This window comes from Cupriavidus sp. MEYA8 (assembly GCF_059278825.1).
In genome coordinates this window covers 1,631,246-1,658,039 of record NZ_CM181221.1, presented here as the reverse complement: position 1 = coordinate 1,658,039, position 26,794 = coordinate 1,631,246, and the positions used below count along the sequence as shown (strand labels likewise).

At 62.5% G+C, this 26,794-nt stretch carries 24 protein-coding genes and 1 pseudogene; 13 read left to right on the top strand and 12 right to left on the bottom strand.

All coding sequences use genetic code 11. The features are described from left to right. The first annotated feature begins 173 nt into the window (after nucleotides 1–173). Nucleotides 174–2,231 carry an acetate--CoA ligase gene (gene acs / locus AC5WJ1_RS07645; RefSeq protein ID WP_494476486.1) on the top strand — a complete coding sequence of 686 codons (2,058 nt, stop codon included), beginning with the start codon at nucleotides 174–176 and terminating at the stop codon, nucleotides 2,229–2,231. A gap of 84 nt (nucleotides 2,232–2,315) precedes the next feature. On the opposite strand, the gene AC5WJ1_RS07640 is transcribed toward acs, so the two are convergent. Both AC5WJ1_RS07640 and AC5WJ1_RS07635 read right to left on the bottom strand, forming a co-directional pair. Beyond that, nucleotides 2,316–3,320: a Bug family tripartite tricarboxylate transporter substrate binding protein gene (locus tag AC5WJ1_RS07640; RefSeq protein WP_494476485.1), complete on the bottom strand. Its 1,005-nt coding sequence runs from the start codon at nucleotides 3,318–3,320 to the stop codon at nucleotides 2,316–2,318. 21 nt (nucleotides 3,321–3,341) lie between these two features. After that, on the bottom strand, nucleotides 3,342–4,358 hold the full coding sequence (locus tag AC5WJ1_RS07635) for a 1-aminocyclopropane-1-carboxylate deaminase (protein WP_494476484.1): 1,017 nt from the start codon (nucleotides 4,356–4,358) through the stop codon (nucleotides 3,342–3,344). 185 nt (nucleotides 4,359–4,543) lie between these two features. On the opposite strand from AC5WJ1_RS07635, the gene AC5WJ1_RS07630 reads away from it, so the two are divergent. Further along, the gene (locus tag AC5WJ1_RS07630) at nucleotides 4,544–5,089 is read left to right on the top strand and encodes an Lrp/AsnC family transcriptional regulator (protein ID WP_240745993.1); all 546 of its coding nucleotides are present in this window, start codon (nucleotides 4,544–4,546) and stop codon (nucleotides 5,087–5,089) included. A 123-nt stretch (nucleotides 5,090–5,212) separates the two neighbouring features. Here the strand turns inward: AC5WJ1_RS07630 and AC5WJ1_RS07625 are convergent, their stop codons facing one another. Further along, on the bottom strand, nucleotides 5,213–6,736 hold the full coding sequence (locus AC5WJ1_RS07625) for a Rieske 2Fe-2S domain-containing protein (RefSeq protein ID WP_494476483.1): 1,524 nt from the start codon (nucleotides 6,734–6,736) through the stop codon (nucleotides 5,213–5,215). Between the two features lie 707 nt (nucleotides 6,737–7,443). On the opposite strand from AC5WJ1_RS07625, the gene AC5WJ1_RS07620 reads away from it, so the two are divergent. Beyond that, nucleotides 7,444–8,400, top strand: coding sequence for a GNAT family N-acetyltransferase (locus AC5WJ1_RS07620; protein ID WP_133098258.1), 957 nt, complete (start codon nucleotides 7,444–7,446; stop codon nucleotides 8,398–8,400). 363 nt (nucleotides 8,401–8,763) lie between these two features. On the opposite strand, the gene AC5WJ1_RS07615 is transcribed toward AC5WJ1_RS07620, so the two are convergent. Together AC5WJ1_RS07615 and AC5WJ1_RS07610 are read right to left on the bottom strand one after the other, a co-directional pair. Further along, nucleotides 8,764–9,882: a metal-dependent hydrolase gene (locus AC5WJ1_RS07615; RefSeq protein ID WP_494476482.1), complete on the bottom strand. Its 1,119-nt coding sequence runs from the start codon at nucleotides 9,880–9,882 to the stop codon at nucleotides 8,764–8,766. Beyond that, the gene (locus tag AC5WJ1_RS07610) at nucleotides 9,858–10,490 is read right to left on the bottom strand and encodes a TetR family transcriptional regulator (RefSeq protein WP_494476481.1); all 633 of its coding nucleotides are present in this window, start codon (nucleotides 10,488–10,490) and stop codon (nucleotides 9,858–9,860) included. The genes AC5WJ1_RS07615 and AC5WJ1_RS07610 overlap by 25 nt, the downstream gene beginning before the upstream one ends. A gap of 184 nt (nucleotides 10,491–10,674) precedes the next feature. Between AC5WJ1_RS07610 and AC5WJ1_RS07605 the strand changes: the two genes are divergently transcribed. After that, complete coding sequence (locus AC5WJ1_RS07605) at nucleotides 10,675–11,760, top strand: AI-2E family transporter (protein ID WP_135705177.1); 1,086 nt, start codon at nucleotides 10,675–10,677, stop codon at nucleotides 11,758–11,760. Between the two features lie 116 nt (nucleotides 11,761–11,876). On the opposite strand, the gene AC5WJ1_RS07600 is transcribed toward AC5WJ1_RS07605, so the two are convergent. The 5 genes and pseudogenes from AC5WJ1_RS07600 to AC5WJ1_RS07580 form a co-directional block, all read right to left on the bottom strand. Next, nucleotides 11,877–12,203 (bottom strand): hypothetical protein, encoded by a 327-nt coding sequence (locus tag AC5WJ1_RS07600; RefSeq protein ID WP_133098291.1) that lies wholly within the window; start codon nucleotides 12,201–12,203, stop codon nucleotides 11,877–11,879. A gap of 290 nt (nucleotides 12,204–12,493) precedes the next feature. Next, complete coding sequence (locus AC5WJ1_RS07595; protein ID WP_133098255.1) at nucleotides 12,494–12,934, bottom strand: hypothetical protein; 441 nt, start codon at nucleotides 12,932–12,934, stop codon at nucleotides 12,494–12,496. A gap of 160 nt (nucleotides 12,935–13,094) precedes the next feature. Beyond that, nucleotides 13,095–13,673 (bottom strand): elongation factor P, encoded by a 579-nt coding sequence (locus AC5WJ1_RS07590; RefSeq protein WP_133098254.1) that lies wholly within the window; start codon nucleotides 13,671–13,673, stop codon nucleotides 13,095–13,097. A gap of 68 nt (nucleotides 13,674–13,741) precedes the next feature. Then, nucleotides 13,742–13,873 (bottom strand): hypothetical protein, encoded by a 132-nt coding sequence (locus tag AC5WJ1_RS07585; protein WP_255519991.1) that lies wholly within the window; start codon nucleotides 13,871–13,873, stop codon nucleotides 13,742–13,744. Nucleotides 13,874–13,883: 10 nt separating this feature from the next. Further along, nucleotides 13,884–14,069 (bottom strand): annotated as a pseudogene (locus AC5WJ1_RS07580) (lecithin retinol acyltransferase family protein); the annotation flags it as partial. Nucleotides 14,070–14,343: 274 nt separating this feature from the next. Between AC5WJ1_RS07580 and AC5WJ1_RS07575 the strand changes: the two are divergent. The 4 genes from AC5WJ1_RS07575 (at nucleotide 14,344) to AC5WJ1_RS07560 (ending at nucleotide 18,160) form a co-directional block, all read left to right on the top strand. Continuing rightward, entirely contained in the window at nucleotides 14,344–14,976 is a 633-nt protein-coding gene (locus AC5WJ1_RS07575) for a malonic semialdehyde reductase (RefSeq protein ID WP_135705175.1), read from the top strand. Nucleotides 14,977–15,210: 234 nt separating this feature from the next. Further along, the gene (locus AC5WJ1_RS07570) at nucleotides 15,211–16,251 is read left to right on the top strand and encodes an isocitrate/isopropylmalate dehydrogenase family protein (RefSeq protein ID WP_494476480.1); all 1,041 of its coding nucleotides are present in this window, start codon (nucleotides 15,211–15,213) and stop codon (nucleotides 16,249–16,251) included. 215 nt (nucleotides 16,252–16,466) lie between these two features. After that, on the top strand, nucleotides 16,467–17,810 hold the full coding sequence (locus tag AC5WJ1_RS07565) for a CitMHS family transporter (RefSeq protein WP_135705174.1): 1,344 nt from the start codon (nucleotides 16,467–16,469) through the stop codon (nucleotides 17,808–17,810). 146 nt (nucleotides 17,811–17,956) lie between these two features. After that, nucleotides 17,957–18,160 carry a cold-shock protein gene (locus AC5WJ1_RS07560; protein ID WP_133098249.1) on the top strand — a complete coding sequence of 68 codons (204 nt, stop codon included), beginning with the start codon at nucleotides 17,957–17,959 and terminating at the stop codon, nucleotides 18,158–18,160. A gap of 117 nt (nucleotides 18,161–18,277) precedes the next feature. Here the strand turns inward: AC5WJ1_RS07560 and AC5WJ1_RS07555 are convergent, their stop codons facing one another. Continuing rightward, nucleotides 18,278–19,273: a tripartite tricarboxylate transporter substrate binding protein gene (locus AC5WJ1_RS07555; RefSeq protein WP_494476531.1), complete on the bottom strand. Its 996-nt coding sequence runs from the start codon at nucleotides 19,271–19,273 to the stop codon at nucleotides 18,278–18,280. Between the two features lie 168 nt (nucleotides 19,274–19,441). Here AC5WJ1_RS07555 and AC5WJ1_RS07550 point away from each other — a divergent pair, with 168 nt between their 5' ends. The 4 genes from AC5WJ1_RS07550 (at nucleotide 19,442) to AC5WJ1_RS07535 (ending at nucleotide 24,364) form a co-directional block, all read left to right on the top strand. After that, nucleotides 19,442–20,353, top strand: coding sequence for a LysR family transcriptional regulator (locus tag AC5WJ1_RS07550; protein ID WP_135705172.1), 912 nt, complete (start codon nucleotides 19,442–19,444; stop codon nucleotides 20,351–20,353). Between the two features lie 861 nt (nucleotides 20,354–21,214). Beyond that, nucleotides 21,215–22,885 (top strand): MASE1 domain-containing protein, encoded by a 1,671-nt coding sequence (locus AC5WJ1_RS07545; protein ID WP_434032804.1) that lies wholly within the window; start codon nucleotides 21,215–21,217, stop codon nucleotides 22,883–22,885. 67 nt (nucleotides 22,886–22,952) lie between these two features. Next, nucleotides 22,953–23,537: a response regulator gene (locus tag AC5WJ1_RS07540; RefSeq protein ID WP_434032805.1), complete on the top strand. Its 585-nt coding sequence runs from the start codon at nucleotides 22,953–22,955 to the stop codon at nucleotides 23,535–23,537. 266 nt (nucleotides 23,538–23,803) lie between these two features. Beyond that, nucleotides 23,804–24,364 (top strand): RBBP9/YdeN family alpha/beta hydrolase, encoded by a 561-nt coding sequence (locus AC5WJ1_RS07535; RefSeq protein WP_434032806.1) that lies wholly within the window; start codon nucleotides 23,804–23,806, stop codon nucleotides 24,362–24,364. A gap of 115 nt (nucleotides 24,365–24,479) precedes the next feature. On the opposite strand, the gene AC5WJ1_RS07530 is transcribed toward AC5WJ1_RS07535, so the two are convergent. Then, a complete protein-coding gene (locus AC5WJ1_RS07530) occupies nucleotides 24,480–25,475 on the bottom strand; it encodes a Bug family tripartite tricarboxylate transporter substrate binding protein (RefSeq protein ID WP_494476479.1) in 996 nt (331 codons plus the stop codon). Between the two features lie 290 nt (nucleotides 25,476–25,765). On the opposite strand from AC5WJ1_RS07530, the gene AC5WJ1_RS07525 reads away from it, so the two are divergent. Then, a complete protein-coding gene (locus AC5WJ1_RS07525; RefSeq protein ID WP_133098243.1) occupies nucleotides 25,766–26,779 on the top strand; it encodes a zinc-dependent alcohol dehydrogenase family protein in 1,014 nt (337 codons plus the stop codon). Nucleotides 26,780–26,794 lie beyond the last annotated feature (15 nt).

The following is a 26,794-nucleotide window of genomic DNA, read 5'->3' as shown; positions in this document are numbered from 1 at the left end:
TCTAGCGTATCGCGGCCGACAGGCAAGCTCTGGGCTCGGCGGACAGCGGCGGCCGATTCCCTGGCAACTCGCCGTGCCCGGACTTAATATGGACTAGTCGTTATTTCAGGCGGCTATCGCAGGATAGTGGCACCTGCCTGGATGGATGTCATGGAAAGTGAAGGGGAATCGTCATGCCTGAAGACAAAGCGCCACATCATGCTACACAGCAGGAATCGGCCGATGTGTCCGAGGCGGAAATCGCGGTCCATTGGCCCGAGGAAGACTATGTCCCGCCGCCCGCGCAGTTCATTGCGCAGGCCAATCTGACCGATCCGCGCATTTTCGAACGCTTCTCCCTCGATCGCTTCCCCGAGTGCTTCAAGGAGTTCGCAGACCTGCTGGACTGGTACAAGTATTGGGAAACGACGCTGGATACCAGCAACCCGCCTTTCTGGCGCTGGTTCGTCGGCGGCAGGATCAACGCCTGCCACAACTGCGTGGACCGCCACCTTGCTGCGTATGGGAACAAGACCGCGATTCATTTCGTGCCCGAGCCGGAGCATGAGTCGGTGCATCACCTCACCTACCAGGAGCTCTTTGTTCGCGTCAACGAGCTGGCCGCCCTGCTGCGCGATTTCTGCGGCCTGAAGGCTGGCGACCGCGTCACGCTGCATATGCCCATGGTGGCCGAACTGCCCATCACCATGCTTGCATGCGCGCGCATCGGCGTGATTCATTCACAGGTATTCAGCGGCTTCAGCGGCAAGGCCTGCGCCGAGCGCATCGCGGACTCCGAGAGCCGGCTGCTAATCACCATGGACGCCTATTACCGCGGCGGTGAATTGCTCGATCACAAGGAAAAGGCCGACATCGCCGTGGCAGAGGCCGCCAGCGCCGGTCAGCAGGTCGAGAAGGTCCTGATCTGGCAGCGCTACCCGGGCAAGTATTCCAGCGCCGCCATGCTGGTGGAGGGCCGCGATCTCATTCTCAATGACATGCTCGCCGGTTTCCGCGGCAGGCGTGTCGAGCCCGAGCCGATGCCGGCCGAGGCACCGCTGTTCCTGATGTACACGAGCGGCACCACGGGCCGGCCCAAGGGCTGCCAGCATTCCACCGGCGGCTATCTGTCCTATGTGGCGTGGACCTCGAAGTACATCCAGGATATCCACCCCGAGGACGTCTACTGGTGCATGGCCGATATTGGCTGGATCACCGGGCATTCCTACATCGTCTATGGCCCGCTCGCGCTCGCCGCCTCGTCTGTCGTCTACGAGGGCGTGCCGACCTGGCCCGACGCCGGCCGACCCTGGCGTATTGCGGAAGCCCTTGGCGTCAATATCTTCCACACCTCGCCCACCGCAATCCGCGCGCTGCGGCGCAACGGGCCGGACGAGCCGGCGAAATACAACTACCACTTCAAGCACATGACCACGGTGGGCGAGCCGATCGAGCCCGAAGTCTGGAAGTGGTACCACCGCGAAGTCGGCAAGGGCGAAGCGGTCATCGTGGACACCTGGTGGCAAACCGAGAATGGCGGTTTCCTCTGCAGCACGCTGCCGGGCATCCACCCGATGAAGCCCGGCAGCACGGGCCCGGCGATCCCGGGCATCCATCCGGTGATCTTTGACGAGGAAGGCAAGGAGGTCCCGGCCGGCTCGGGTAAGGCGGGCAATATCTGCATCCGCAATCCCTGGCCGGGCATATTCCAGACCGTCTGGAAGGATCCGGACCGCTACGTGCGCCAGTACTATGCGCGCTACTGCAAGAATCCCGACAGCAAGGACTGGCGCGACTGGCCGTATATGGCGGGCGATGGGGCAATGCAGGCGGCGGACGGCTACTTTCGAATCCTTGGCCGCATCGACGACGTGATCAACGTCTCCGGCCATCGCCTTGGCACCAAGGAGATCGAATCGGCCGCGCTGCTCGTGCCCGAGGTCGCCGAGGCGGCGGTGGTGCCGGTGGCCGACGAGGTCAAGGGCAAGGTGCCTGATCTCTATGTGTCGCTCAAGCCGGGACTGTCGCCTTCCGCCAAGATCGCGAACAAAGTCTCGGCCTCGGTGGTGTCCCAGATCGGCGCCATTGCGCGTCCGCATCGGGTCGTGATTGTTCCCGACATGCCCAAGACACGCTCGGGCAAGATCATGCGCCGCGTGCTGGCAGCGATCTCCAACCGGCAGGAACCTGGCGACGTGTCCACGCTTGCCAATCCGGAGGTCGTCGACAAGATCAGGGAGCAGGCAACATAGGACGGCTGCGGCGGACAATGTCCGGCGGCACTGTCCGGTTGCCGGCTCGAATGCTGCTGCCGCCAGGCAAGGCGATGGAAACCATCAATTCGCCGTGATGCTCGCGCGCTGTGCGGTGGCGCGCATCAGCGGCAGCTCCTTGCTGATCATGGCGCTGACCTGCTCCGGGCCCGCGTAGTTCGGCTCCAGCCCGTTGGCCAGCAGCTTTTGCTGGACCTCAGGGTCTTTCATCGCCTGCGCGACCGCTTTTTCCAGCCGGGCCTTGACGTCGGCCGGCAAGCCGCGCGGCGCCGCGATGGCTACCCACGAGTCGGCATCGAAGCCGGGATAACCGGCTTCCGCGACGGTGGGCACGTCAGGCAGCAGCGTGGCGCGGCGGGCGCCCATGACCGCGATCGGCTTGATCTTGCCGCTGCGGATATGGGGCAACGACGCGGCGACCGTATCGACCGAGAACGGAATCTGCCCGCCGATCAGGTCGGCCACGGCCGGCGCACTGCCCTTGTACGGGATGTGCTGCAGCTTCATGCCGGTGGCGCCCAGCAGCATCTCGCCGGCGAAATGCCCGGTGGTGCCGGTACCGAAGGACCCATAGACGTACTTGCCCGGCGCAGCGTTGACCGCCGCAACCATCTGCGGCAGCGTATCCACCGGTACCGCCTTGTTCGCCAGCACAATCAGCGGTACGCGCGCCACCAGCCCGACGGGCTCGAAGCTTTTCACGGGGTCATACGGCAGGCTCGCGTTGATGGCCGGATTGACAGTGAATGTCGAGCCCGAGCTGACCAGCAGTGTGTAGCCATCGGCCGCGGCCTTGGCCACGTAGCCGGCCCCGACGATGGTGCCGGCACCGGCGCGGTTCTCGATCACCACCGGCTGGCCCAGCGCATCGCCAAGGCTCTTGCCGACGAGCCGGCCGATCATGTCGACCGCCCCGCCGGCCGGGAACGGCACCACGAGCGTGACGGGCCGGACCGGATACGCCGATGCAGCGTGGGCCCCGACGGCGACAACCGCCAGCGCTGGCAGCGCCAGCGCCCGGGCTGCCACGAAGGCTCTGCGCAGGGACGAATGTAGAGTGGGATTCATCGCAGCACCTCCGTGCGTCGGTCAGCCGTTGCGGAACAGGAAGCTGTAGGCATTCAGGGCCGGTGCGCCGCCGAGATGGGCATACAGCACGCGCGAGCCTTCGGGGAATTCGCCGCGCCGGACCATGTCGATCATGCCGTGCATCGATTTCCCCTCGTAGACCGGGTCGGTCATCATGCCTTCGTGCCTGGCGCTCAGGCGGATGGCTTCGAGCGTGCCTTCGGACGGCAGGCCATACTCGGGGCCGCCATAGCGCTCGTCGAGCACCACGTCGGCGTCGACGATGTCGCGGTCCAGTTCCACCAGCCCCGCCGTGTGCCTGGCGATGCGCAGGATCTGCGCGCGGGTCTGGGCGGGCTTGGCGGAGGCATCGATGCCGATCACGCGATCAGCCCGGCCGTCGGCGGCAAAGCCCACCACCATGCCCGCCTGCGTGCTGCCCGTTACCGAACACACGACGATGTAGTCGAACTTGAAGCCCAGTTCGGCCTCCTGTGCGCGCACTTCCTCGGCAAAGCCGACGAAGCCCAGCCCCCCCAGCGGATGCTCCGAGCAGCCGGCGGGGATCGGATACGGCTTGCCACCCTCCCTGCGCACGCTCTCCATGGCCTCTTCCCAGCTCTTGCGGATGCCGATGTCAAAGCCGTCGGCCACCAGGCGCACGTCGGCACCCATCATCCGGGACATCTGGATATTGCCGACCCGGTCATAGACCGCGTCGGAGTAATTGACCCAGTTTTCCTGGACGAGCACGCACTTGAGTCCCAGGTGCGCGGCCACGGCGGCCACCTGGCGCGTCTGGTTCGACTGGATGCCGCCGATCGAGACCAGCGTGTCGCAGCCCTGCGCCAGCGCGTCCGGGATCAGGTATTCGAGCTTGCGGGTCTTGTTGCCGCCAAAGGCCAGGCCGCTGTTGCAGTCCTCACGCTTGGCGTACAGCTCGACCTTGCCGCCAAGGTGGGCAGAGAGGCGCTTGAGCGGCTGGATGGGCGTGGGGCCGAAGGTCAGGGGGTAACGGGCAAAGCGCTTGAGATTCATGGTGGCAGCTCCAGGGTTAGGGTGTGGTTCCGTCATCGGTGCGGCTTGCAGCAAGGCCAACGATGCGGCGACGGACTCTATCCTAGAAAAAAAGCCACGAAACGTGCTTGCAAAGAAGCGCGCTTTTGAACACTATTAGTAAGTCATCACCATTCATTCAGTCTGAAAATTCTCCCATAATCAAAATGAAAGAAACAAAATTTCGCACCAAATCCGCGCGGGCCGCACCCTCCCAGGCGCCATCGCAGACGCTGCCACCCGCACCCCACGTGGACTCGCTCGACCGCGCCGACAAGGCGATCCTGAGAGCCCTGCAGCAGGACGCATCGATCTCCAACGTGGCCTTGGCCGCAAAGGTCAACCTAAGCCCGCCCGCCTGCCTGCGGCGCGTGGAGCGGCTCAAGGAAATGGGGCTGATCCGCGGCATCGTGGCGCTGCTCAACCCCTCTGCGCTGGATGCGGGAATGCTCGTGATGATCGGCGTGGTGCTGGATCGCTCCACGCCCGAGTCCTTCGCGCAGTTCGAGTCTGCCGCGCAAAAAGTATCCGGTTGCATGGAATGCCACGTCGTGACCGGCGAATTCGATTACTTCATGCTGGTGCGCACAAGAGACAGTGAGAGCTTCAACCGCCTCCACGCGGAACAATTGCTCTACCTGCCAGGTGTCAGGCAGATCCGCTCGTTCATGGTGCTCAAGCAGGTGCTATCGACGACGCAGTTTCCTATCTGATGGACTTGCCACAGACGGATGGCAAGAAGCAGGACGCGCTGCAGCCGGGCAAACAAAGGACCGGTCCCCGCTATCCAGCCGCCTCGCCGATGACGCGCCGGTGGGATAAAGCTGCAGCAGGTCTCATCCTTCCAGCTCTATAATTTTCGCTTCCAGGCTGCAACTTCCATCCAATGCCTTTCCGTCATCCTCAAGCGAGAAAGCCCACCCATGGCGCGGGCATATGAGCTTGCCATCTTCCGTAATAGTGGCGCAAGACAGATCTGCTCCTTGATGAGGGCAATATCGATTGATCTCATAACGCATTCCACTGCCCCGGGAAATCGTTATTCTTTCCTTCGGAATGGCGAGTGTTTGGAGTATGGAATCGCGAAGATTCGAGACATCCGAAAGCAGGAATATGTTTATGATGTTGTCGAACCTGTCAGGAGCGCGATATAGCTTTGCCCTCAGCGAGAGGTGAATGTTCTGCCATCGGTCGCGACCGCACATCAGGGCAAAGTATTTCCTGTCCGCGGTAATTCGCCAGAATGCCGGCATGGAACCAGGCGGATCAATAATGGATTTCTCTGACAAATCAATGCATATGGAGTCATCTTCGCCATCACCCCAGGCCAGTACCAGAAGAGACTCGCATTGGAATTCCAGGTCCCAGATCTGGTCCAGTCTGTTATTTATTTCATCTATCAGTCTTTCCTTTGAAAAATCGATAGCAAGACCTTCCCAGCGATCTGGAATATTCTTTTTGTAATCAAGAATATCGCGCTCCCCGGGTGGGGCGATAGGCTCCCGTGCGGTGCGTTCATTTATCTCATCCCCTGGCCTTGGGTACAGGATGTTTTCAATATTGGCGCCCAATAAATATTGATGAAGCTCTGGTTGGTGAATGAAAATGGTGCCGACCCCGTATGACAGGGACAGGGGCAGAAAAGGAAAAATTGCAGGCCCCGCAGCCGGGATGAAAAATCTCGGCTTAAGCCTTTGCATCGCGCCAACCACATTGTCGAGCTTCTTGATCGATTTTTCCTTGCTGAGCTCCGCTCGTTCGCTTTCACTGTAATTCTCATAACAGACCGGATGCCAGGTCGCGCCGGAAAACTGAACCGAATAGTAGGTTATCGGCCGGGGTAGCTGATCAAGCCGATCAAATATCTTGCAATCGTTCTGGTTGAAAAAACTGAAAGCAGGCGTTTCAATCAGAAGCGCGCTGTCATGATTCACTCCAATGTCCGACACAAAGCAGGTCAGCGTCAACCATGCGCTCATCAAGCTTGGCTGACCATCGCGAAGTTCGATATATTGGAATCCCAGTTTGTCGATCTCACTCCTCAGGGCATCATCGCGAAATCGTGGAATAACAAATACCGCATCCCGGCCGATCTTGCTCAGGGTGTCCACGTCAAAATGATCCTGATGCTCATGGGAGATATATATCCAGCCCTTCTTCCTTTGGCTTGTCTCTATGAATTCCGCTTGGAGATGATGATTTTTCGGATACTGGAACCAGCTGCCATGGAATGCCCCGTTCTCGGTGAGCCAGGGGTCTATCGCAAGATATTCCGTTGACGACTCGACCAGAAAGCCGTTATGACCCAGGAATTTCAGGGAGACCGCTTGCTGCATACCCGTGCCGGTGGTGTTCGCCATGGTCACTTCTCCTCATATCCTATATCCACGCCTTGGAATGGCTGCCGAAGGTCTCCGTGAAGAGCCCCAGCCCGACCGCGATCGCCTTGCCTCGAGCAGACGCGATCGCCAACATTGTGCAGACCGGTCCCGAAGCCGTTGTCCGACAAAAGGGCTCAGGTGCGTGCGAGCACTGCCAGATACAGGGCCCGTTCCTTCGCGGTGCCGAGCGAGGAGTCGTGCCACAGCATCGTGAGGCAGCCGTTCAGGTTGAGCACATTATCGAGATCACCGGGAGGCGTTACAACGGCACTGGGTGCGATGGCGCACGGTGCCTCATGTCCAGGCTCACCAATTGATGTTACCGAGCGGCTACATTAGCCGTACGATCAGGCGCAAGGGCCTGCGACCAAGCTTCATAATCTTGCTCTGCCTTATCGGCATGACTTTTTGCCTGCCCGAAGCGGCTGGTCCCGCAATCGGTCTGACTCAAATCGAACAAATACAAGGCGGCAACGTGAGTGCACCATTCGATTAACCGTGGGCACGCAAGTCCGTTTCCCCAGCCGATGAATGCAATGCCGCGCCGGCATTTCTGCGGGGCATCCGCGATACCGTCCGTCCGACGGCTGATCGCCATCGGCATGATGTTGCGCCGGCCATGGATCCGCTAGTCTGGTTGGGCCAGCCGTACAGCGACAACGGCCATTCACCGGTGACTGAGACATATGGACATCAATCAGCAGAAGTACAGAGAGCTCTGCGAGATCGAACGCTCAATCCCGTTTTCCAGCCAGGCCTGGTGGCTGGACGCGACGGTCGGGCCTGAACGGTGGAGCGCGACCCTGGTGGAACGGGCAGGGAAGGTGATCGCGGCAATGCCCTATGTCAGAAAAACAAGATACGGTTTTGTCATTCTTACCCAGCCTCCCGCTGGCCATGGCTTGGGTCCCTGGCTGGCGTGCAAGGACGCGAAACCGACAAAATTGCTCAGCCAGCAGAAGGAGCTGATGACCGAGTTGATTGAACAATTGCCGAGGTTCGATCATTTCGCGCAGGCGTGGCATTACACCGATACCAACTGGCTGCCTTTTTTCTGGAAAGGCTACCGGCAGACCACGCGATACACCTACGTTCTCCCGGACCTTAGCGACGAGACGTCGCTTTGGAACGCCATGCAGCCCACCGTGAAACAGGACATCCGGAAAGCGACTGGCCGCTTCAATCTTCACGTGCGCCACACCGATAGTATTGATGAATTCCTGCCCTTGAACCGCAATGTCGGCACCGACCCAAGATGGCGACGAGGCTATTCCGATGACGTCGCGAGGCGAATCGATGCCGCGTGCAAGGAGCGTGGGCAGCGCAAGATATTCATCGTCGAGGACGAGGAGGGACGGGCTCACTATAGCGCCTATCTCGTGTGGGATGAGCAGAGCGCCTATGGCCTGATGGGTGGCGCAAACCGGGACCTGCCACCCAATACCGGAGCCGGCAGCTACTGCATATGGGAAACCATCAAATTCGCCTCGACGGTAACCAGGATCTATGACTTTTCAGGTTCCATGCTGGAATCGGTGGAACGCTTCTTCCGGGGATTCGGTGCTGTTCAGAGACCCTATTTCCGGATTACGAAGACACCATCCAGGGCGCTTTCCCTGTATCAGCTCATGCGGTCCCGATAGCGGGGGCCAGCGGGGAGATCGGGTGAACTACGACAAGGGCACCGATCGTTGTGCCATGCACTGAACGTCGCTCGCTTCGCGGCACTGCCGGAGCTCGGCTCAGAACTCATGCCGCATCCCGAGCCCCAACAGTGCAAGCACATAGCTTTGACTACGCGCCATCAGCGCGCCGGTTCCAGCGCGGCCTTCACTCCATTTTGAGCCCCACCGTCCTGGTCATGGCCTGGTAGGTCGGGGCCGGCAGGAATGGCATGCCGCTACTGGACGTGTGCCGGGAGATGGATATCCCGGTCGCTGAAATCATGGTGACCGCGCGCGTCGAGGAGAGCTGTGGGGGGCGCAGAAGGGATTTCGCATGTCGTGCTAGTCAAGTCGCTGGCGCTGCTCCTGGCTGAAATAGGCAAGCCGGTATAGCCGCCATGGTGCCTGCACACTGTCGCGGCAATAGCCATAGCGGAAGATGTCTTCCACCGCGGGCAGGTCATAGCGCAGGTCGGTGAACCAGACGCAGGCGGCCGTTTCGCCTGGCTCGCGCGGCGGCAGGTCCGTTGCCGGCATCGCAGTGATGGCGGAAAGGGCCGGATAGACAGCGAATCGCCTGAAATCGGCAAAGTCCGGCCGTACCCAGAGTTGCCATGCGAGCGCCTGCCCGGACCGCGCCAGCGCAAGCTGCAGCAGCTGCGGCTGCAGCGTCCATTCCATGTGCGCGGGCGGCACATAGGCCCTGGCCATGGCGGGCAGGCGCCCCAGCACCGGCCATGGCGGCAGCCAGGCAGGATGCCCGGCCAGGTTGACGTGGGCGACATGGTAGTCCGTCCCCGCGCGGGCGATCAGTTTCCAGTTGAACGGAGAAAACGGCTGTGGCAGCGCGTCCACACCCTGCGCCTGGATGCCGGCAGCATGCAAGGATTCGTTGCCCAGTTCCAGCGCGCGTTGCCTGAGCACGCCCTGGGCGCCGACATAGGCGCACAGCAGCACCATGCCCGCCAGGGCTGCCCGCGCACGCAGCGGCGGTGCCAGGCACAGTGCCAGGCCCACGGCGGATACAACGATGCCGCTCAGCAGCGGATCGACCAGGAAGGTGGTGCCGAGGCTGAAGCGCCGTTCGGAGCCGGGATAGAAGATGCGGGTGCCATAAACGGTGATCAGGTCCAGCGCGATGTGGCTGGCCACGCCGAGGCAACTGACGGCAAGCGCTTCGCGCCAGGCCTGGTGCCGGCGCGTCACCAGGCAGAACAGTCCGGCCAGCAATGCGCCCCAGGCCGGAAGCAGCAGCAGCGAATGCGTCGGCCCCTGGTGCCACTGGGCCAGGAAACGCAGCGGATGGACCAGGAAGCCCAGGAAATCGATATCCGGAAAGGCTCCGGCGGCAGCGCCAAGCAGCAGTCGTTCGCGCGTGCCGAGGCGCCGGCCGGGAGCCTCGTCCATGGGGACGGCCAGCGCAACCTGCGCGCCCATCAAGGCGTGGGTGATCGTGTCCATCCGGGCCGCGCTCCGGTGTCGCCAGGACGGCGCCACGCCAGGCGCTCGGCGCAGCGCAGTTGCCGATCGAGCCAGGCCTGCGTGCGGCCTGCATCCGGTGAATGGTCGCGCAGCCAGCAGCCGAAGGTGGAAAGGAAGATGCCGGTCAGCACGACCTCGCCCGCTTCGCGGCGCCAGCCGGATTCCGGCAGGCGGGCAGCTTCGCGCAGCCACTGCACGGTGCGGCTGATATGCAGCAGGCCCTGCACCTGCAGGTGTACGTGCTCCGGCTGCAGCTTGTAGCGCAGCATCTGGGCAGTGAGTTGCCGGTGCGGGGCCAGCGCCTCCAGCCAGGCGAGGATGGCCTGCTCCAGCCGCTCGCGATGGGACAGGGTGCCCCAGCCTTCACGCGCGGACACGCGCACCAGCGCCAGGTCAGCGCGCTCGAACCAGGCTTCGGCCAGGTCGTCCTTCTGCCGGTAATGCCGGTGGATCTCTTCCAGGCCGATGCCCATGTCGTCGGCGACATCATGCAGATGCAGGGCGTCCCAGCCGCGGCGCTCGCCGAGCATCAGGGCGACCTCCAGGATCCGGCCGGCCAGGGCTGCATTGTCGTTCATGGCGTTCATGGCTTTGCGATCCTCGGGAATGCGTCTGCACGCTGCTTTCCAGCATAGAAAGGCAGCGCGCAGGCTGGCGCCGATTTCTGACCCATGTGCGCGCTGCTGCTACCGCATCCTATGCGGCGTGATGCGCCGCGGTTAGCATATTGGCAACGTGCATCGCCCGGATGCCGTGCCCAGGTGCCCTTCCATGACCGATTCCCAAGCAGCCGTATGGGTACGCCGGACTCTCCTGGTGTGCCTGCTCGGCGGGCTGCTCGCCCTGTCCTTTGTCGTGGTACGGCCGTTCCTTGTGCCACTCGCCTGGGCCGCAATCCTCTCCTATATCACCTGGCCGCTCAACGCGCGGCTGCGCCGCGTGCTGCGCCAGCGGCGAACCTGGGCTGCGCTGATCTCCACGCTGATACTTTCCGCGTTGTTGGGCGTGCCGCTCATCGGGCTCACTATCCTCCTGCGTGCCGAGATGGTCGCGGCCTACCGCGAGGCGGCTGAGATCCTGAACGCGGGTGCGGCACTGCCGGATTCGCTCGCACGCCTGCCCTGGGTTGGCGAATGGCTGCAGGAATGGGTATCAGTGCTGTTAGGTGACCGCGCAGCCCTGCGTGCCCAGGTCACGCCGCTGATCGAACGATGGGGCGGCGCCCTTGCAAGGCTGGCCGGCGGCGTGGGACTCAACGCAGGGCTCATTGGCGTGACGCTGCTTACGGCATTCTTTTTCTTCCGCGACGGCGAGAAATTGCTTGCGCAGTTGCGCCTGGTCCTGCAAGGGGTGCTCGGGCCGCGCGCGCACGGGTATGTCATCGCAGTGGGCGACACCGCGCGGGCCGTGGTGTTCGGCCTCTTCCTCGCCGCAGTCGCGCAAGGGTCGTTCGCCGGAATCGGCTACTGGGCGGCAGGCGTCGAAGCGCCGGTGTTCTGGGGCATTGCCACGGCCATCCTTGCGCTGATTCCCTTTGGTGCGCTTGCGGTCTGGGTCCCCATCGGCGCATGGCTGCTCATCACCGGCCACACCGTGGCGGGGATCGGGCTCCTGCTGTGGGGCGCTACCGCCGTGAGCTGGGTCGATAACGTCGTTCGTCCGCTTGTCATCAGTGGAGCCACCAAGATTCCGTTCCTGCTGGTGATGTTCGGCGTTGTGGGCGGACTCGCCGCATTTGGCCTGATCGGCCTGTTCGTCGGGCCGGTGATCCTCGCGGTGCTGCTTGCCGTATGGCGCGAATGGCTGGAAAGCCAGGCGGAGCAACGGGTGGGGCCACCGCCGGCACCTCCGGCGTAACCGGGGCGACACCTGTCGTGCATCACCTAAGTTTGAACGCGGCGAATTGAAATCAGCCCCGGCGGGTTGCACCGGGGCTGTCAGGCTGGTTAATGTGATTAGTGTGGTTAGTGTGGTTAGTGCAGCTGGCGCTTCAGGTCAGCAAGCTCCGAATGCATCGAACTGACTGCATCCTTGACCTTTGCATCGAGACCGCCGGCCTGCTGGCAAGCGCGGTCTGCACGATCGCCGATCCGTTCGAGATCATCGACCCACTGCCGGATCCGGTCCTCGTCCTTGGACGACATGACCTTCGATGCCGATTTGCATTCCTTGTCGAGTTCATCCACCCAGTTCATCAAGTCCGGTGGAATCGCCGCCTCGGCATGACAAGTCCGTGATGTCTCGCTGATGGTTTGCTGCAGATGACTAAAGCGTTGCTGCATTTCGCTGGCTTGCAACATGATGCCCCCTTCGTGAACATCCATCCACATGAATTCAGGCAGCAGATAACAGTGCGTTGCCCGTGCCATTGTCATTCGCCCGCGAGCGGGCTGCCAGCGAAGTTGCATTGCGCCAAAGCGGCCGCCAAGCGCGCGAAGGACACTTTTTCAGTCTAGGTCAGAATCGGCCAACCGCTTCGCTGTGAGCCCGGGGTTCCTGCTAACCTCGGGAACAAGTCAGCCAGCTTGGCGACAACAGGTATGCCGAAGCCGGCCGGGCACGACGCCCGCCCCTGGCTGCAGCCGCAGGGCTATCGCTTGCCCGCCTTCCCGGCGTGCCGCGCGCCGTACATCCGGTCCGGGACCAGATCCTGGTCCAGGATGTCATCGATGCTTGGCGGCATTGGCGGGTGCTCTTCCCGCACGGCGCTATGGTCCGCCCTGTCTGCCGGGCTGTCCGAGGGAATACTCTCTGCAGCGCGGGTGATCTCGTTGCGGCCGTCCTCCGGCGCATCGTCATCATCCGGATGGTGGCCATGGGGAAAATCGACCGGCTCCACCACCCGTTCGACGATCTGCTCGACGGCCCGTTCAACGTCTTCCCATACCTCTTCCGGTTCGATCGGATCCAGGATGCTGGGCATGGAGCGATTGGCGTGAGACCGACGCGGTGGTCCGCTTCGCCGCGTCCCGCCCAAATCCACTTTGGGTGGCTTGTGCATGAACAACTCCTGAGCGACGACGATGGTCATGCGGCATGCATGGCATGCGCATACTTGCATAATATGCAGACGCGAGGCTCAAAGTGAAGGACAGGTACCGGATACGGTACTGCCGCCGCCGCTGCCGGCCCGTCCCGGCGCGATTGTACGCGGCGCTGCACATGCCGGGAGCGATGCCGCAGCATGGGATTCACGATTTCCGCGTCCCGTGCCTTACCCGCTCCAGGTATTTTCCTGAAGCAGCCTCGATTCGCACCGTGTCCCCTTCCTTGATGAATTGAGGAACGAGAACCTCCATGCCGTTGTCCAGCGTCGCGGTCTTGAAGGTAGAGGTTTCATGCTCGCGCAAGCCCGGCGGCGTGGACACGATGGTTAACTCGACTGCAGGGGGAAATGCGATGGTGACCGGCTCGCCCTCATAAAGCTGCACCGGGATTCGCATGCTGGGGCGAAGAAATTTTTGATATGCGCCTATGGTCTCTGCGGGAAAACTGATCTGCTCGAAGGTTTCGGGATTCATGAAATAAAAGGCGGCACCATCGGTGTACAGATATTCCATCTCCTGGTGAACGAGCGCGACCTCCTCGAGCTTGTCGCTCGGGCGCAACCGCAACTCCTTGATGTGACCGGTCTTCAGGTTCCTGAACTTGGCGAAAACTGCGCTTCCCTGCTGGCCACTGCCGGCGTGATAACCGGCGCTGGTAACGCTGTGAAGTTCGTCCTCGAGCATGATGACCATGCCCGGCTTCAGTCCGGAAGCTTCGACCATTGGTGTCTCCGCCTGGGCGGCAAGATTCGCCTTCAGCCTAGCACCGCAGCGCCCTTTCAACAAACGGCCTAGATGAAGTCGCGGCCAAATGCAGCGCAAACCCGCACGGTGGTGGTGAAATCGCGCGGCCATTTCCGCGCGGCCATTTCCACGCGGCCTTCGACCAGTTCCTGACCACGGTGATCGGCCACGACCGGCAAGAATCGATGATCAGCTCACGCAAGCTCCGGTGCGCCACATCGACCATGCCGCCGCAACAAATGCAGTGAAGAAGCGCAAGGGAGTCCGAAAGGCCGCGCGCGGGTCGATGAAGCACGCGAGCACCTGTTCGCTACGGCTTTCCCCATACAGGCACCAGGCGCAGAAATGCTCGCAGTTATTGGTCAGCAGCCGGTGGCACTGCATTGGGAGTGCGACCTTGGCTGGAGGTGGGGTGGTCCATGTTCAAACACTCAAGCAATCACGTGAACTTGAGAAAAGCCTAGACCCGGCAAAACATTAATGACAATCAAAGATTCTTCTGCCGACCATAAGCATTTGTTGATCGACCCACAAGGCGATGGGACAGATCAGCAGTGCGCTGAACGGAGGGGCATCCGTGACTATGCTAGTCAGGAGCGGCGGGCTGGCCGGTCAGCCGCGGAGTCCATCCCAGTACAAGGAGGCAACCATGAACAAGCGCTTGAGTGAAGACGGCATGGATCTGCTCTTTCGCGAGGCACGCACGCACAACGCATGGCTGAGCCAGCCCGTGAGCGACGAGACGCTGCGGCAACTCTATGACTTGATGAAATGGGGGCCGACCAGCGCCAACTGCTCTCCCGCACGCATCCTGTTCCTGCGCACCCCTGAGGCCAAGCAGCGCCTGGTGCCCGCACTCGCGCCGGGCAATGTGGAGAAGACCATGGCGGCGCCAGTCACTGCCATCATCGCCTATGACGTCAAATTCTACGAACTTCTGCCCAAGCTGTTCCCGCATGCGGACGCACGCTCATGGTTTGCCGACACACCGGAACTCGCGCTCACCACCGCGAGGCGCAACTCTTCCCTGCAGGGCGCGTACTTCATCATTGCGGCCCGCTCACTGGGACTCGACTGCGGGCCGATGTCCGGCTTCGACAACGCCAAGGTCGATCACGAGTTCTTTCCCGCGGACCCGAAGGAGAATGCCTTCCAGCTCGAATATTTCCCGGACAGCCATGTGAAATCGAACTTCCTGTGCAATCTGGGCTATGGCGACCCCGCCAAGCTGTTTCCGCGTGGCCCTCGCCTGGAATTCGACGAGGCATGCAAGCTGCTCTGACGGAGGGCGCATCGCAGGCTTGATTGGGGAAGCCCTTTGACAACCGGCGCTACAGGCTGCCGCGCACCCGGGCGAAGACTCCGCGTAAACCCCGAGGACACAATCGTTACATTGACAGTTTGCTGACAGCTTCCCCCCATAGAATCTGCCCCTCGCAAGCCGGACCTGCGGCACGAGCCGGATAGCGTCCGGCCTCGGCGAGCCAGCGGTTCGGACACCTCGACAGGAGCACAGATGGAAAACGGAGCAAGCGAACAGATCCCGGCCACACTGATCCCCGGCGACGGCATCGGTCCCGAAGTGGTGGATGCCACCGTCAGGGTGCTGGACGCGCTCGGTGCCCCGTTCGCCTGGGACCTGCGGCGCGCGGGCATGGCCGGTGTGGAATACAGCGGCGATCCGATGCCGGAAGACACGCTGGATAGCATCCGCCGCACCGGCCTTGCGCTGAAGGGCCCGCTGACCACGCCGGTGGGCGGCGGCTTCCGCTCCGTCAATGTGCGCCTGCGCGAAGCATTCAACCTTTACGCCAATGTGCGCCCCGCGCGAACGCTGGTGCCCGGCCGCTTCGACAACATCGACCTGGTGCTGGTGCGCGAGAACGTCGGCGGCTTCTACGTGGCGCACGACTACTACATCCCGGTCGGCGACGACCCGCATGCGGTGGCCGTATCTACGGGCACCAACACGCGCGACGCCTGCCGCCGCATTGCCCGCTTCGCGTTCGAGTACGCCGTCAAGAACGGCCGCAAGAAAATCACGGTGGTGCACAAGGCGAATATCCTGAAAGCACTCACCGGCATCTTCCTGGAAACGGCGCGGGAAGTGGCCAGCGATTATGCCGGCCGCGTAGCGATGGACGACATCATCGTCGACGCCTGCGCGATGCAGCTGGTGCTCAACCCGTGGCGCTTCGACATGCTGCTCTGTACCAACCTTTTCGGCGACATCCTGTCGGACCAGATCGCCGGCCTGGTCGGTGGGCTCGGCATGGCGCCGGGCGCCAACATCGGCGACGACGCGGCGATCTTCGAGGCGGTCCATGGCTCGGCGCCCGACATCGCGGGCCAGGGCATTGCCAACCCGATCTCGCTGATGCTGGCCGCCGGGCTGATGCTCGACCACGTGGGACGGCAGGACCTCGCCACGCGGCTGCGCGGCGCCATCGAGCTGACGCTCAACCAGGACCAGGTGAAGACTGGCGACCTCCACGGTACTGCCTCAACGCTGCAGTTTGCCGACGCGGTAACGAAGCGCATCGTTTCCGCGGGCTGACCCGCCCACGCCCGGCACGCCTTGCCAGCGCGCAAGGCTGCCTCTCCCCGGTCGTTCCTCGTTGTTCCGGCACGCTGTCCCGTGCCGGCAGGATCGGCTTGCCTTGAAATCCGTGCGCCGGACGGACGCACACAGCCGGCTCGGGTGCCCCCTGGTTCCTCCCTCGGGGCCATTCGTGTTCTCGTGGCCTGGCCGGCAAAGAGATACAGAACAAGATGTTGACCCTGCTCGCCTACTCGATGGTGATCGTGTTCATGGCACTGATCATGACCAAGCGGCTCTCTGCCATGGTGGCGCTGATCCTTGTGCCAATTGCGTTCGGCGCCGTCGGCGGATTCGGCCCGGAACTCGGGCCGATGATGCTCGAGGGCGTCAGGAAGCTGGCCCCGACCGGCGTGATGCTGATGTTCGCCATCCTGTATTTCGGCCTGATGATCGACGCTGGGCTGTTCGACCCGGTGGTGCGCGTCATCCTGAAACTCGTCGGCGGCGACCCGGTCAAGATCGTGGTCGGCACCTTCGTGCTGGCCGCGCTCGTATCGCTGGACGGCGACGGCTCGACCACCTACATGATCACCTGCGCCGCCATGCTGCCGCTCTACAAGCGGCTGGGCATCAGCCGGCTCGTGCTGGCCTGCGTGATCATGATGGCCGGCGGGCTGATGAACATCCTGCCCTGGGGCGGACCCACCGCGCGCGCGGCCAGCGCGCTCGGCGTGGACGTGGGCTCGCTGTTCGTGCCGATGATCCTGCCGATGATCGTCACCGGCATGTGGGGCGTGTTCGTGGCCTTCGTGCTGGGCCGCCGCGAGCGCAACCGGCTTGGCACCCTGGCCCTGATGAGCACCGGGCCAGGTCATGCCGGCCTGTTTTCGGGCCGCGCCGGCGACACCGACCCGGAGGTAGCTGCCGGCGATCCGCAAATCGCCAGGCCCAGGCTGCTGTGGTTCAACTTCCTGCTGACCGTCGGCCTGATGGCCATGCTGATCCTCGGCACCGTGCCGCTGCCGGCCCTGTTTATCGTGGCCTGCGCGATCGCGCTGATGGTCAACTACCCGACGCTGCAGGAACAGAAGGAACGCATCGGCGCCCACGCTGCCAACGTCGTGCCGGTGGTATCGCTGATCTTTGCTGCCGGCGTTTTCGTCGGCATCCTGTCGGGCACGAAGATGGTCGACGCCATCGCCCACAGCGTGATCAGCGCCGTGCCTGACTGGATGGGCCCCTACATGGCCCTGGTGACCGGCGTGCTGAGCGTCCCGTTCACGTTCTTTATTTCGAACGACGCGTTCTACTTTGGCATCCTGCCGATCCTGGCCAAGGCCGCCGCGGTCTATGGCATCGGCGCCGCCGAGATCGGGCGCGCGTCGCTGATCGGGCAGCAGGTCCACCTGCTGAGCCCGCTGGTTGCATCCACCTATCTGCTGGTCGGCCTGGCGGAAGTCGAGTTCGGCGACCATCAGCGCTACACCCTGCTGTGGGCGCTGTCGGCGGCGGTGGTCATGCTGGTTGCAACAGTTGCCTTCGGGGTCATCCCGCTCGTGGGCCGTATCGGCTGACGGCAATGTGCCCGCTCCGATACCGCCTCACTTGGCACCTGCTCACCGCTTCGCCTATGCTGACAATCAACGATGTCTGGCGTGCACCGAAGTCATGAAAGGATTTCTGGGCACCAGGCCCGTGCGTACCAAAATCCGAGGACGAGATGGCGACTGGCACTGTGAAGTGGTTCAACAGCGAAAAGGGGTATGGGTTCATCACGCCAGACGATGGCGGCAAGGACTTGTTTGCGCATCACAGCGAAATCGAGGGGACTGGCTTCAAGTCACTCGATGAAGGCGCGAAAGTTGAATTCGAGGTCACCCAAGGCCAGAAAGGCCCACAAGCCTCGAAGATTCGCAAGCTATAGTCGCTTGCACCGCGCAGAACCAAGGTAGAGGCCCTTTGATTGCCAAGGGCCTCTTTGTGTTGGAGGTACTGTGTCTTCCCCGTGGTGCTCGCCCGGGGTTGCCAGGCGCGGTTTAAATCAGTCGGCCCTGATCCCCCGCTGGCGGATCAGCGTACCCCACTTCTCCGTTTCCCTGGTCAGGTGGTCGCGCAATACCGCCGGCGAGCTTCCGATCGGCTCGGCGCCGATCTGCGCCAGGCGTTTTTGCACGGCAGGATTACGCAGCGCCTCGAGTATCGCGCCGTTCAGCTTGTCGATCACGGGCTGCGGCGTCTTCGCCGGCACGAAGGCGGCGAACCAGGGCGACAGTTCGTAGCCCGGCAGCCCGGCTTCGGCCACAGTGGGAACGTTGGGGAGCGCGCTGGAGCGCTTGCTTGTGGTGACGGCAATCGGGGTCAGCTTGCCGGATTCAATCTGTGGCCTGGCCGACGTGATGCTGTCGAACATATAGTCCACCTGCCCACCCATCAGGTCGGTCATGGCCGGTCCGCTGCCCTTGTAGGGAATGTGCAGCATCTCGACATGGGCCATCGACGTGAACAGTTCGGCCGCAAGGTGGATTGAGGTGCCGTTGCCGGCGGAAGCATAGGTATATTTGCCCGGTGCTGCCTTGGCATGGGCGATCACGTCCTTGACCGTGGTCTCCTGCCGGCGCGACTTGTTGGCGACCAGCACATTGGGCACTACGGCCAGTAGCGACACCGGAGCGAAATCCTTGACCGGGTCATACGACAGCTTGCCGTACAGCGCCGGGTTCACTGCCATGCCGTTGGCCACGATGATCAGCGTATAGCCGTCGGCAGGCGCGCGCGCCACCAGTTCAGCACCGATATTACCGCCCGCCCCGGGGCGGTTCTCGACCACGATCGACTGGCCCAGCGTACGCGACATGTCTTCTCCGAGCGTGCGCGCGATGTTGTCCATTGCCCCGCCCGCGGGGAACGGCACGATCCAGCGGATCGGATGGTCGGGGTATGCCGCCTTCGCCGCGGGCGCAGCAAACGAAAGGCTTGCCGCCAGGGCAAGCGCGCCCGCCCGGCCGGTACGGGCCAGCCACTGAAACAACGTATCCATGGTCTCCTCTCTGCATTGCCGCGCTTGGGCGGCTTGTCCGTGCCACCCGCTCAGCAGATTCAGGCCTTGCGGCACGCGCAGGCTGAAGGTGGCCAGGCAAGTATGGCGCTTGACTGAGACCACGTCCAAGACCGATGATGTTGCGATTGATACCTTCAAGGTATTGGAATGGAACTCCGACATCTGCGCTACTTCCAGGTCGTGGCCGAGGAACTCAACGTCACCCGCGCGGCAGAGCGGCTGCATATGGCGCAGCCACCGCTTTCACGCCAGATCCGCCAGCTCGAAGAGGAAGTCGGCGTGGCGTTGTTCGACCGGGTCGGCCGGGGCATTAGACTGACGGAAGCCGGGCGTTTCCTGCTGGAACAGAGCAAGCAGCTGACGGTGCGGCTGGAAGAGGTCATCGGGACGACGCGGCGCATCGGACAGCAGGACAAACGCTGGTTCGGCATCGGCTTTGTACCCTCGGTGTTGTACGGCGTCCTTCCCGAACTGATTCGCGAGCTGCGCGAGTCCGAGCAGCAGGTGGAAGTCGGCCTGGCGGAGATGATTACCATCGAGCAGGTGGAAGCGCTGAAGTCAGGCCGCATCGACCTTGGCTTCGGACGCATCGCGCTCAACGATCCGGCCATCCGGCAGCAGCAGGTCATGTCGGAGCCGCTGGTGGCGGCGATACCCGCGTCTGACCCGATCCCCGATATCGCCCAGCTGACGCCCCGGCAACTGGCCGCGCGATCCTTCATCCTCTATCCGGCCCGGCCGCGTCCGAGCTACGCTGACCACCTGTTGTCGCTATTCAGTGCACACGGGATCCAGTTGCGCGTGGCCCAAGAGGCCAACGAACTGCAGACGGCGCTGGGCCTGGTTGCCGCAGGGGTCGGCATCACGCTGGTGCCCGCGTCGATCCAGCGGCTGCACCGCGATGATGTTCGCTATTGCCCGATCGATGCGCCCGGCTTCGTCTCGCCGGTCATCATGAGCTACCGGGTCGGTGACCAGTCCCCCTTCCTGGCCTGGGCTGTCGAGCAAGTGATGAGGCGCGCAGGAGCAGCGCGCGAAAGCGCGTATTTAGGTCGCTGAGGTCCCTCCAGGCGATTGCGGCGTCGACTCGATCTCTTGCCAGCATGGCATCCTGGCTGATCAACGGCGGCCTTTCCTCAAATAATCGGTAAAGAGCAAAAAAATCCCCGAGCCGTGCTCGGGGGATATCGGGTTGTGGCCGCTGACGTGGCGCGGTCCACGCATGTAAGTCCAGACGTCTCGAGGCAACTACGTAGTTGCTTATTTACCCTAGTCTGTCAGCCCGTCGCGATTGGTAATTCTCGCACCGTCGGTGAACACGTCTCGCCTGTCTACCACTCTCGCGCCATCCGAGTAGACGTCAAACTTTGCGCTTCCATCGGCATACGGATCCCGCGGCCCCAATACGCTCGCGCCGTCCGTGTACACATCTCGCGCCCCGATGCCGGCATAGGCCAGGCTGGAGCCAAGCGCCGCGCACGCGCCAGCTAGCAAAATGAGTGTCTTTACCATTTTTTCACCTCCTACTTATGCGGTTGCAAGGGCCCGGCAGCGAATCCGCTTCGCTCCCGTGTGAGGACATAGCTTCGTACGACTGCAATGTATGTCCTGGCGGTAGGTAGATGAATAGGGCTTGTTTCCGAAAAGGGGCTAGGGGAATGCCCTATTCGGAAGGCGGACGGGAACTTTTCGAAATTCCCTCAAGAAGGCTTACCGCGCAGCAGCATTCTGGCATAGATTGGTAGGGTGCACTGCAACACCGAATGGATTCGATCCGCCTACACATTGCCCGGATTCGATAGAAATTGGCGATTTTCAACAAATTTAGACACGTTGGCTTCTTGCAAGACTTTTGTCATTTCAGATAACGTGACAATGGCTGGTGTTGCCAGGGCATGTCTCGATGGTTTGAATCGAACAATGACCATCATTCTGCATAAAGCGAGGCTCAACCTCTTCATTCGAAGCGCATTTGTCGCATTGGCGTATTTTGCAGGTGCAAAGCTGGGTCTTGCGTATGCGGTAGTGGGCGGTGCGGTGTCCCTGGTCTGGCCATCCAGCGGCATTGCCCTCGTTGCGCTGCTCACGATGGGCGTCGGCGTTGCCCCTGGCGTTGCGATTGGCTCGATGCTGGCGAACATGTCGGTGGGCATACCTGCGCATGTTGCCGCGGTAATCGGCCTCGGCGCAACGATGGCCGCCTTGACGGCCACATGGCTGCTGAAGCGGGTCGCCGGTTTCCAGGTATCGCTTGATCGCATCAGGGACGTGCTGGCCTTGATCATCCTGGCTGCGACGCTTGGCTCGGCACTGAGCGCCTGGATCGGCACGAGCGCCCTCCGGGGCGAAGGTATGCTGTCAGTCGACGAATACAGCGGCGCCTTTCTGAAATGGTGGCTCGGCGACATGATGGGGGTGCTCGTGGTAGCTCCGCCGCTGCTCAACCTGCTCACCCATTCAAGTCCCGTCCGTTCGGCGAGCCAGGCCGTGGAAGCGTGCGGACTTGCCGTGGTGATCCTCGGGGTGAGTCACCTGATCTTCGGCGCCCCGCAGCTTGCCGGGCACGGCTACTATCCTGCGGCCATGGCGATCTTTCCGTTCGTTATCTGGGCCGCCCTGCGCTTTGACCATCTTGGTACCAGCCTCGCGACCTTGCTGGTCGCGATCATCGCCGTCCGGGGCACCACGCACGGCACTGGTCCCTTTGTCGCGGAATCACCGGTGGATAGCCTTGTGAGATGGTGTGTGTTCGCGAACGTGGTGGCGATCACCGGGCTGCTGCTGGTGGCGACACATGCCCAGCAGAAGCGCATTCATCGTCTCCTGATGGCATCCCACAAGGAACTTGAACGGCGCGTGCAAGAACGAACCCAGGACCTTGAGCGAGCCAACAACGAACTGAAGCAGGAGATGGAAAGGCGCCGCCGGCTGGAGTCGGAACTGATCCGGATCGGCGATCACCAACAGCGGCTCATTGGCCGGGAACTGCATGACGGCCTCGGGCAGCACCTCACGAGCCTGGGCTTCTACTGCACCACTGTGAGCCAGGAACTGCAGAGGCAGGGAAACCCGGCAGCGGCGGATGCGGCAACCGTTGTTGAACTGGTGAAACAGGCGTCCCTGATGACTCGCAGGATTGCCCATGGGCTGGACCCCGTCACCATGGACTCCGGTGACCTCTCGGTCGCCCTGCAAGGCCTGGCGGAATCGACACGCTCGCTGAACGGCATTGGCTGTACGCTTCGCATCGCGACGGATGTGGACTTGCCGGATCCGCCAATGCAGACCAACCTTTACCGTGCCGCACAGGAAGCCGTCAATAACGCCCTGAAGTACAGCCACGGCAGCCATATCTGGATCGACCTGGAGCGCGAAGGCGACGGCCAGACGCTTTCGATCAGTGACGATGGCGTGGGGATCGACCCGGAGCAGATGGAACGCACTTCGGGACTGGGACTTCACAACCTGCGTCACCGGGCAAGCCTGCTGGACGGTTCGTGCACCGTCACCCGCAATGCCATGGGTGGCACCACGGTTGCCATCAGCTATCCGATAAACAGGGGGCCCGGCCATGCCAGAGACGCCACCTAGCCCTCGCCCTGCAACCAGGGTCCTGATCGTCGACGACCACCCTATCATCCGGGAAGGATTGACCCACTTGCTGAAGCAGGAGAATCTGCACGTCTGCAGCGCGGCAGCCAGTACGGAAGAGGCTTTGGCCGCAATGGCGTGCGGGCCTGACATGGCCATTGTGGATCTCAGCCTGCAGGCGGACTCCGGCCTGGATCTTATCAAGACGCTCCGGCAACACTATCCGAACCTGGCAATACTGGTCCTCAGCATGCACGACGAAGCCCTGTTTGCCGAACGCGCATTGCGAGCGGGCGCCAACGGGTATCTGATGAAACTCGAGGCCACCGGGCATGTCATGAGTGCCATCCGCGAGGTGCTGGCCGGCAATATCTACCTCAGCGCCGCCATGCATGCCAGGCTTGCACGGGCACTGGCCGTCCCCAGGAACAACCTGGCAGGCTCGATTGCAAGTCTTTCTGATCGTGAGTTCGAAGTCCTGCACCTGATCGGGCTCGGCTTCAGCACGCGCGAGATCGCCATGAAGCTGAATCGGAGCGTCAAGACCATCGAGGCACATCAAGCCAACATCAAGGAAAAGCTCGACATTTCCAGTGGCAAGGAGTTGATGCGCTTTGCGATTCAGTGGCTCGAAAGCGAGGGGAGTGCCTAGGACCTTTGGGATATCGGAGGGGGAAGCAGGCTCTTGCTTTTTGAGCCGGCCGCACTCGCCCGGAGGCAGGGCGATCCAGACGCGCGTGTCAGCTTTGTGCCATGAAATGGTAAATGCTTGTCACGTCCCGTCAAGCGGACGCAGCCCGCAACATCCAAACTCACGAGGGCTGATCTGTCTGATCGAGCACCGCAGCCTTATCCCCGTGCCACCGAAAGATGGAGCGAACCGCCATCATCGGTGACGCGCCATCTTGAAAGTCTGACATGAACCCTACGACACCAACCGTTCTCATCGTCCCCGGCCTGCGTGACCATGTGCCGGAACACTGGCAGACCCTGCTGGCAGCGAAGCTGCCCCGCGTGGTCTCCGTCGCCCCACTCGAGCAAGACAAGCTGAGCTGCGCTGCCCGGGTGGATGCGATCGAGCGCGCCCTGGCTACTATCGAGGGGCCGGTCATCATCGTGGCACACAGCGCCGGCGCGATGATGGTCGTCCATTGGGCAGCCCGGGGCGGCAAACGCGAGATCCTCGGCGCACTGCTTGCGGCACCTGCGGACCTCGAGACGCCCATGCCGGCAGGCTACCCGGCGACCGACACACTGCGCGATCACGGCTGGCTGCCGATCCCTCGCGCCGCCTTGCCGTTCCCGAGCATCGTTGCGGCAAGCAGCAACGATCCGCTGACTCGCCTCGAGCGCGCCCGCGACCTGGCGCAGGCCTGGGGAAGCCGTTTCGTCGAACTCGGCGACGTCGGGCATCTGAATCCGGCTTCCGGCTATGGTGAATGGCCGCAGGCGGAAGCGCTCATCCGCGAGCTCTCGTAAAGCGGATCACCGCCTGGTGCCACAGGCCGCGAGTAACGGACATGGCCCGCGGCACCGGTGATCGTGCCATGCACGCCGGAGGAGCCGTGGCAAGTTCGCTCACGGTTCCTTCTATTTACTCCGGCTGGTAGTTGATGGACTTCAGCAGCGCGGCTTGTTGCTGGTATGCCTGCTTCAGGTCCGTCATCATCTCTTCCGACGTCGCGGGATCGCCCTGCTCCATGCCCATGTCCTTGATGCGACTCTGCACGGCGGGTTGCTTGAAATATGCCAGCGTGGCGTCGCGGATTTTCTGCTGTACCGCCAGGTCGACATCCGGGCGTGACCACACGGCGAACCAGCCAGCTTGCGCCAGCTGCGGGTAGCCAAGCTCCTTGAAGGTAGGTACATCCGCCAGGCCCGCGATCCGGGCCGGATAGGCCACCGCAATCGCTTTGATCTTCCCCCCCTTGATCAGCGGCAACGAGGTAGTCACCCCATCGAACATCAGCGGCACATGCCCACCCATCAGGTCGTTCAACGCGGGTGGAGAGCCCTTGTAGCCTACGTGCCGCATTGGCACATGGGTGAGTTGTCCGAGCAATATGCCCGAGGTGTGCCCCTTCAGTCCGGCAGCATAAGAAGCAAACACGAGCCCGTCTTTTTGCGACTTGCCATAGTCCACAAGCTGCTTCAGGTTGGAAACAGGAAGGTCCTTGTTGGCAACCAGCACCAGCCCCGTGCGGCTGATCTGGGCAAGAGGCTTCAGGTCTGCAAACGGCTTGTACTGGACCTTGTAGGCCAATGGCGCCTCGCTTACGACACCGCCCTGGATGACCAGGAGGGTATGGCCATCCTTGCCGGTGGACTGCATGTCGCTGATCGCCAGCGCACCGGCGGCGCCAGGCTTGTTTTCCACAATGACCGGCTTGCTCCATGCCTTATGCAGGCCTTCCGCGAGCAGCCGCGCCAGTGCGTCAGCGCTGCCGCCGGCAGGCCCCGCCACCACCAGGCGGATCGGCTTCGTTGGCCAGGCCTGCTGGGCGTGAGCCACGGGCAGCCAGCCGACGACACCAACACCGAATGCCAGGGCGCATCCTTGCCACCATAAGCTATTGGCCTGCTTCTTCATGTCTGTACCTCTTGATTGCTGCTTTGCGTGTTTGGAAAGCTTTGTCGATGACGGAAGCGGCATATCGCACCACGGGCCACGCGCGTGAGGACTGCTCACCTCTTTTTTTCTATTCTCGGAGCGCGGCACGTCAACCGGCTAGGCCGATCACGACATGCTTTTACCAATTCGCGCAAACAGAGGGAAAACCCTGTAGAGATCTGGCAAGCCACCCTGACGAGCCGGTGGTCTTTCCGGCGTTCGGCAGCTAAACTCGGCCCGCATCTTCTGTCGGCGACCTGGGGAATGCCATGACTGCTGCAAAAGCCATATATCTCGATCCACCTGCCGGTTTCGAGCGCATCGTCGTCGGGGAAGCCACGGCCGCCCCTCCCGGACCGGGGGAGATCACCGTGCGCATCCATGCGAGTTCGCTCAACTATCATGACTACGCCGTGGTTTCAGGCCGTCGGGCCCTGGCGCAAAGGCGCATTCCGATGGCGGACGGCGCCGGTGAAGTCACCGCCGTTGGTGCCGGCGTGAAGACATTCTCGGTCGGTGACCATGTTGTCAGCACCTTTTTTCCCACGTGGCATGACGGAGGGCCGTTCCTGTGCGATTTTGCTACCGTCCCCGGGGATGGCGTCGACGGCTTTGCGCGGGAGGTTGTGACGTTGCCCGAAGCGTGCTTCACGCATGCTCCACACGGCTACAGCCATGCCGAGGCCGCCACGCTGACCACGGCCGGCCTGACTGCCTGGCGGGCATTGTTTGCCGATGGCGGCTTGAAGCCGGGAGAGACCGTGCTGGTACTCGGCACCGGCGGCGTATCGGTCTTTGCGCTGCAATTCGCCAAGGCGGCCGGCGCGCGGGTGATCGCCACCTCATCCTCGGACGAGAAGCTGGCCAGGCTGCACAAGCTTGGCGCAGACTGCCTGATCAACTATCGCAAGACGGCGCAGTGGGGCGAGGCAGTACGCGAGATGACGGATGGCGCAGGCGCTGACCATGTCATCGAGGTTGGCGGCGCCGCCACCCTGGACCAGTCGATGACGGCAGCCCGTGTCGGCGGACATATCGCCGTGATCGGGTCACTGGGAAACCCGACCGGGCCGGTCACCGTCACCCAGCTGCTGCGCAAGCACCTGCGGCTGACGGGGCTGCTGGTGGGGAGCCGCCAGCACCAGCTCGACATGGTGCGTGCCTTGAATACCACCGGCATCCGCCCGGTCATCGACCGGCATTTCCCGCTGGAAGCGATGGCCGACGCCTTTCGCTACCAGGAAGCGAATCAGCACATCGGCAAGATCGTGCTGGACATCTGATCAACGGCCGCTGCA

What these genes read in the sequence shown, in the direction of transcription:
- acs (WP_494476486.1), top strand. Translation starts at nt 174, where the DNA reads ATGCCTGAAGACAAAGCGCCACATCATGCTACACAGCAGGAATCGGCC.
- AC5WJ1_RS07640 (WP_494476485.1), bottom strand. Translation starts at nt 3,320, where the DNA reads ATGAATCCCACTCTACATTCGTCCCTGCGCAGAGCCTTCGTGGCAGCC.
- AC5WJ1_RS07635 (WP_494476484.1), bottom strand. Translation starts at nt 4,358, where the DNA reads ATGAATCTCAAGCGCTTTGCCCGTTACCCCCTGACCTTCGGCCCCACG.
- AC5WJ1_RS07630 (WP_240745993.1), top strand. Translation starts at nt 4,544, where the DNA reads ATGAAAGAAACAAAATTTCGCACCAAATCCGCGCGGGCCGCACCCTCC.
- AC5WJ1_RS07625 (WP_494476483.1), bottom strand. Translation starts at nt 6,736, where the DNA reads ATGGCGAACACCACCGGCACGGGTATGCAGCAAGCGGTCTCCCTGAAA.
- AC5WJ1_RS07620 (WP_133098258.1), top strand. Translation starts at nt 7,444, where the DNA reads ATGGACATCAATCAGCAGAAGTACAGAGAGCTCTGCGAGATCGAACGC.
- AC5WJ1_RS07615 (WP_494476482.1), bottom strand. Translation starts at nt 9,882, where the DNA reads ATGGACACGATCACCCACGCCTTGATGGGCGCGCAGGTTGCGCTGGCC.
- AC5WJ1_RS07610 (WP_494476481.1), bottom strand. Translation starts at nt 10,490, where the DNA reads ATGAACGCCATGAACGACAATGCAGCCCTGGCCGGCCGGATCCTGGAG.
- AC5WJ1_RS07605 (WP_135705177.1), top strand. Translation starts at nt 10,675, where the DNA reads ATGACCGATTCCCAAGCAGCCGTATGGGTACGCCGGACTCTCCTGGTG.
- AC5WJ1_RS07600 (WP_133098291.1), bottom strand. Translation starts at nt 12,203, where the DNA reads ATGTTGCAAGCCAGCGAAATGCAGCAACGCTTTAGTCATCTGCAGCAA.
- AC5WJ1_RS07595 (WP_133098255.1), bottom strand. Translation starts at nt 12,934, where the DNA reads ATGACCATCGTCGTCGCTCAGGAGTTGTTCATGCACAAGCCACCCAAA.
- AC5WJ1_RS07590 (WP_133098254.1), bottom strand. Translation starts at nt 13,673, where the DNA reads ATGGTCGAAGCTTCCGGACTGAAGCCGGGCATGGTCATCATGCTCGAG.
- AC5WJ1_RS07575 (WP_135705175.1), top strand. Translation starts at nt 14,344, where the DNA reads ATGAACAAGCGCTTGAGTGAAGACGGCATGGATCTGCTCTTTCGCGAG.
- AC5WJ1_RS07570 (WP_494476480.1), top strand. Translation starts at nt 15,211, where the DNA reads ATGGAAAACGGAGCAAGCGAACAGATCCCGGCCACACTGATCCCCGGC.
- AC5WJ1_RS07565 (WP_135705174.1), top strand. Translation starts at nt 16,467, where the DNA reads ATGTTGACCCTGCTCGCCTACTCGATGGTGATCGTGTTCATGGCACTG.
- AC5WJ1_RS07560 (WP_133098249.1), top strand. Translation starts at nt 17,957, where the DNA reads ATGGCGACTGGCACTGTGAAGTGGTTCAACAGCGAAAAGGGGTATGGG.
- AC5WJ1_RS07555 (WP_494476531.1), bottom strand. Translation starts at nt 19,273, where the DNA reads ATGGATACGTTGTTTCAGTGGCTGGCCCGTACCGGCCGGGCGGGCGCG.
- AC5WJ1_RS07550 (WP_135705172.1), top strand. Translation starts at nt 19,442, where the DNA reads ATGGAACTCCGACATCTGCGCTACTTCCAGGTCGTGGCCGAGGAACTC.
- AC5WJ1_RS07545 (WP_434032804.1), top strand. Translation starts at nt 21,215, where the DNA reads ATGACCATCATTCTGCATAAAGCGAGGCTCAACCTCTTCATTCGAAGC.
- AC5WJ1_RS07535 (WP_434032806.1), top strand. Translation starts at nt 23,804, where the DNA reads ATGAACCCTACGACACCAACCGTTCTCATCGTCCCCGGCCTGCGTGAC.
- AC5WJ1_RS07530 (WP_494476479.1), bottom strand. Translation starts at nt 25,475, where the DNA reads ATGAAGAAGCAGGCCAATAGCTTATGGTGGCAAGGATGCGCCCTGGCA.
- AC5WJ1_RS07525 (WP_133098243.1), top strand. Translation starts at nt 25,766, where the DNA reads ATGACTGCTGCAAAAGCCATATATCTCGATCCACCTGCCGGTTTCGAG.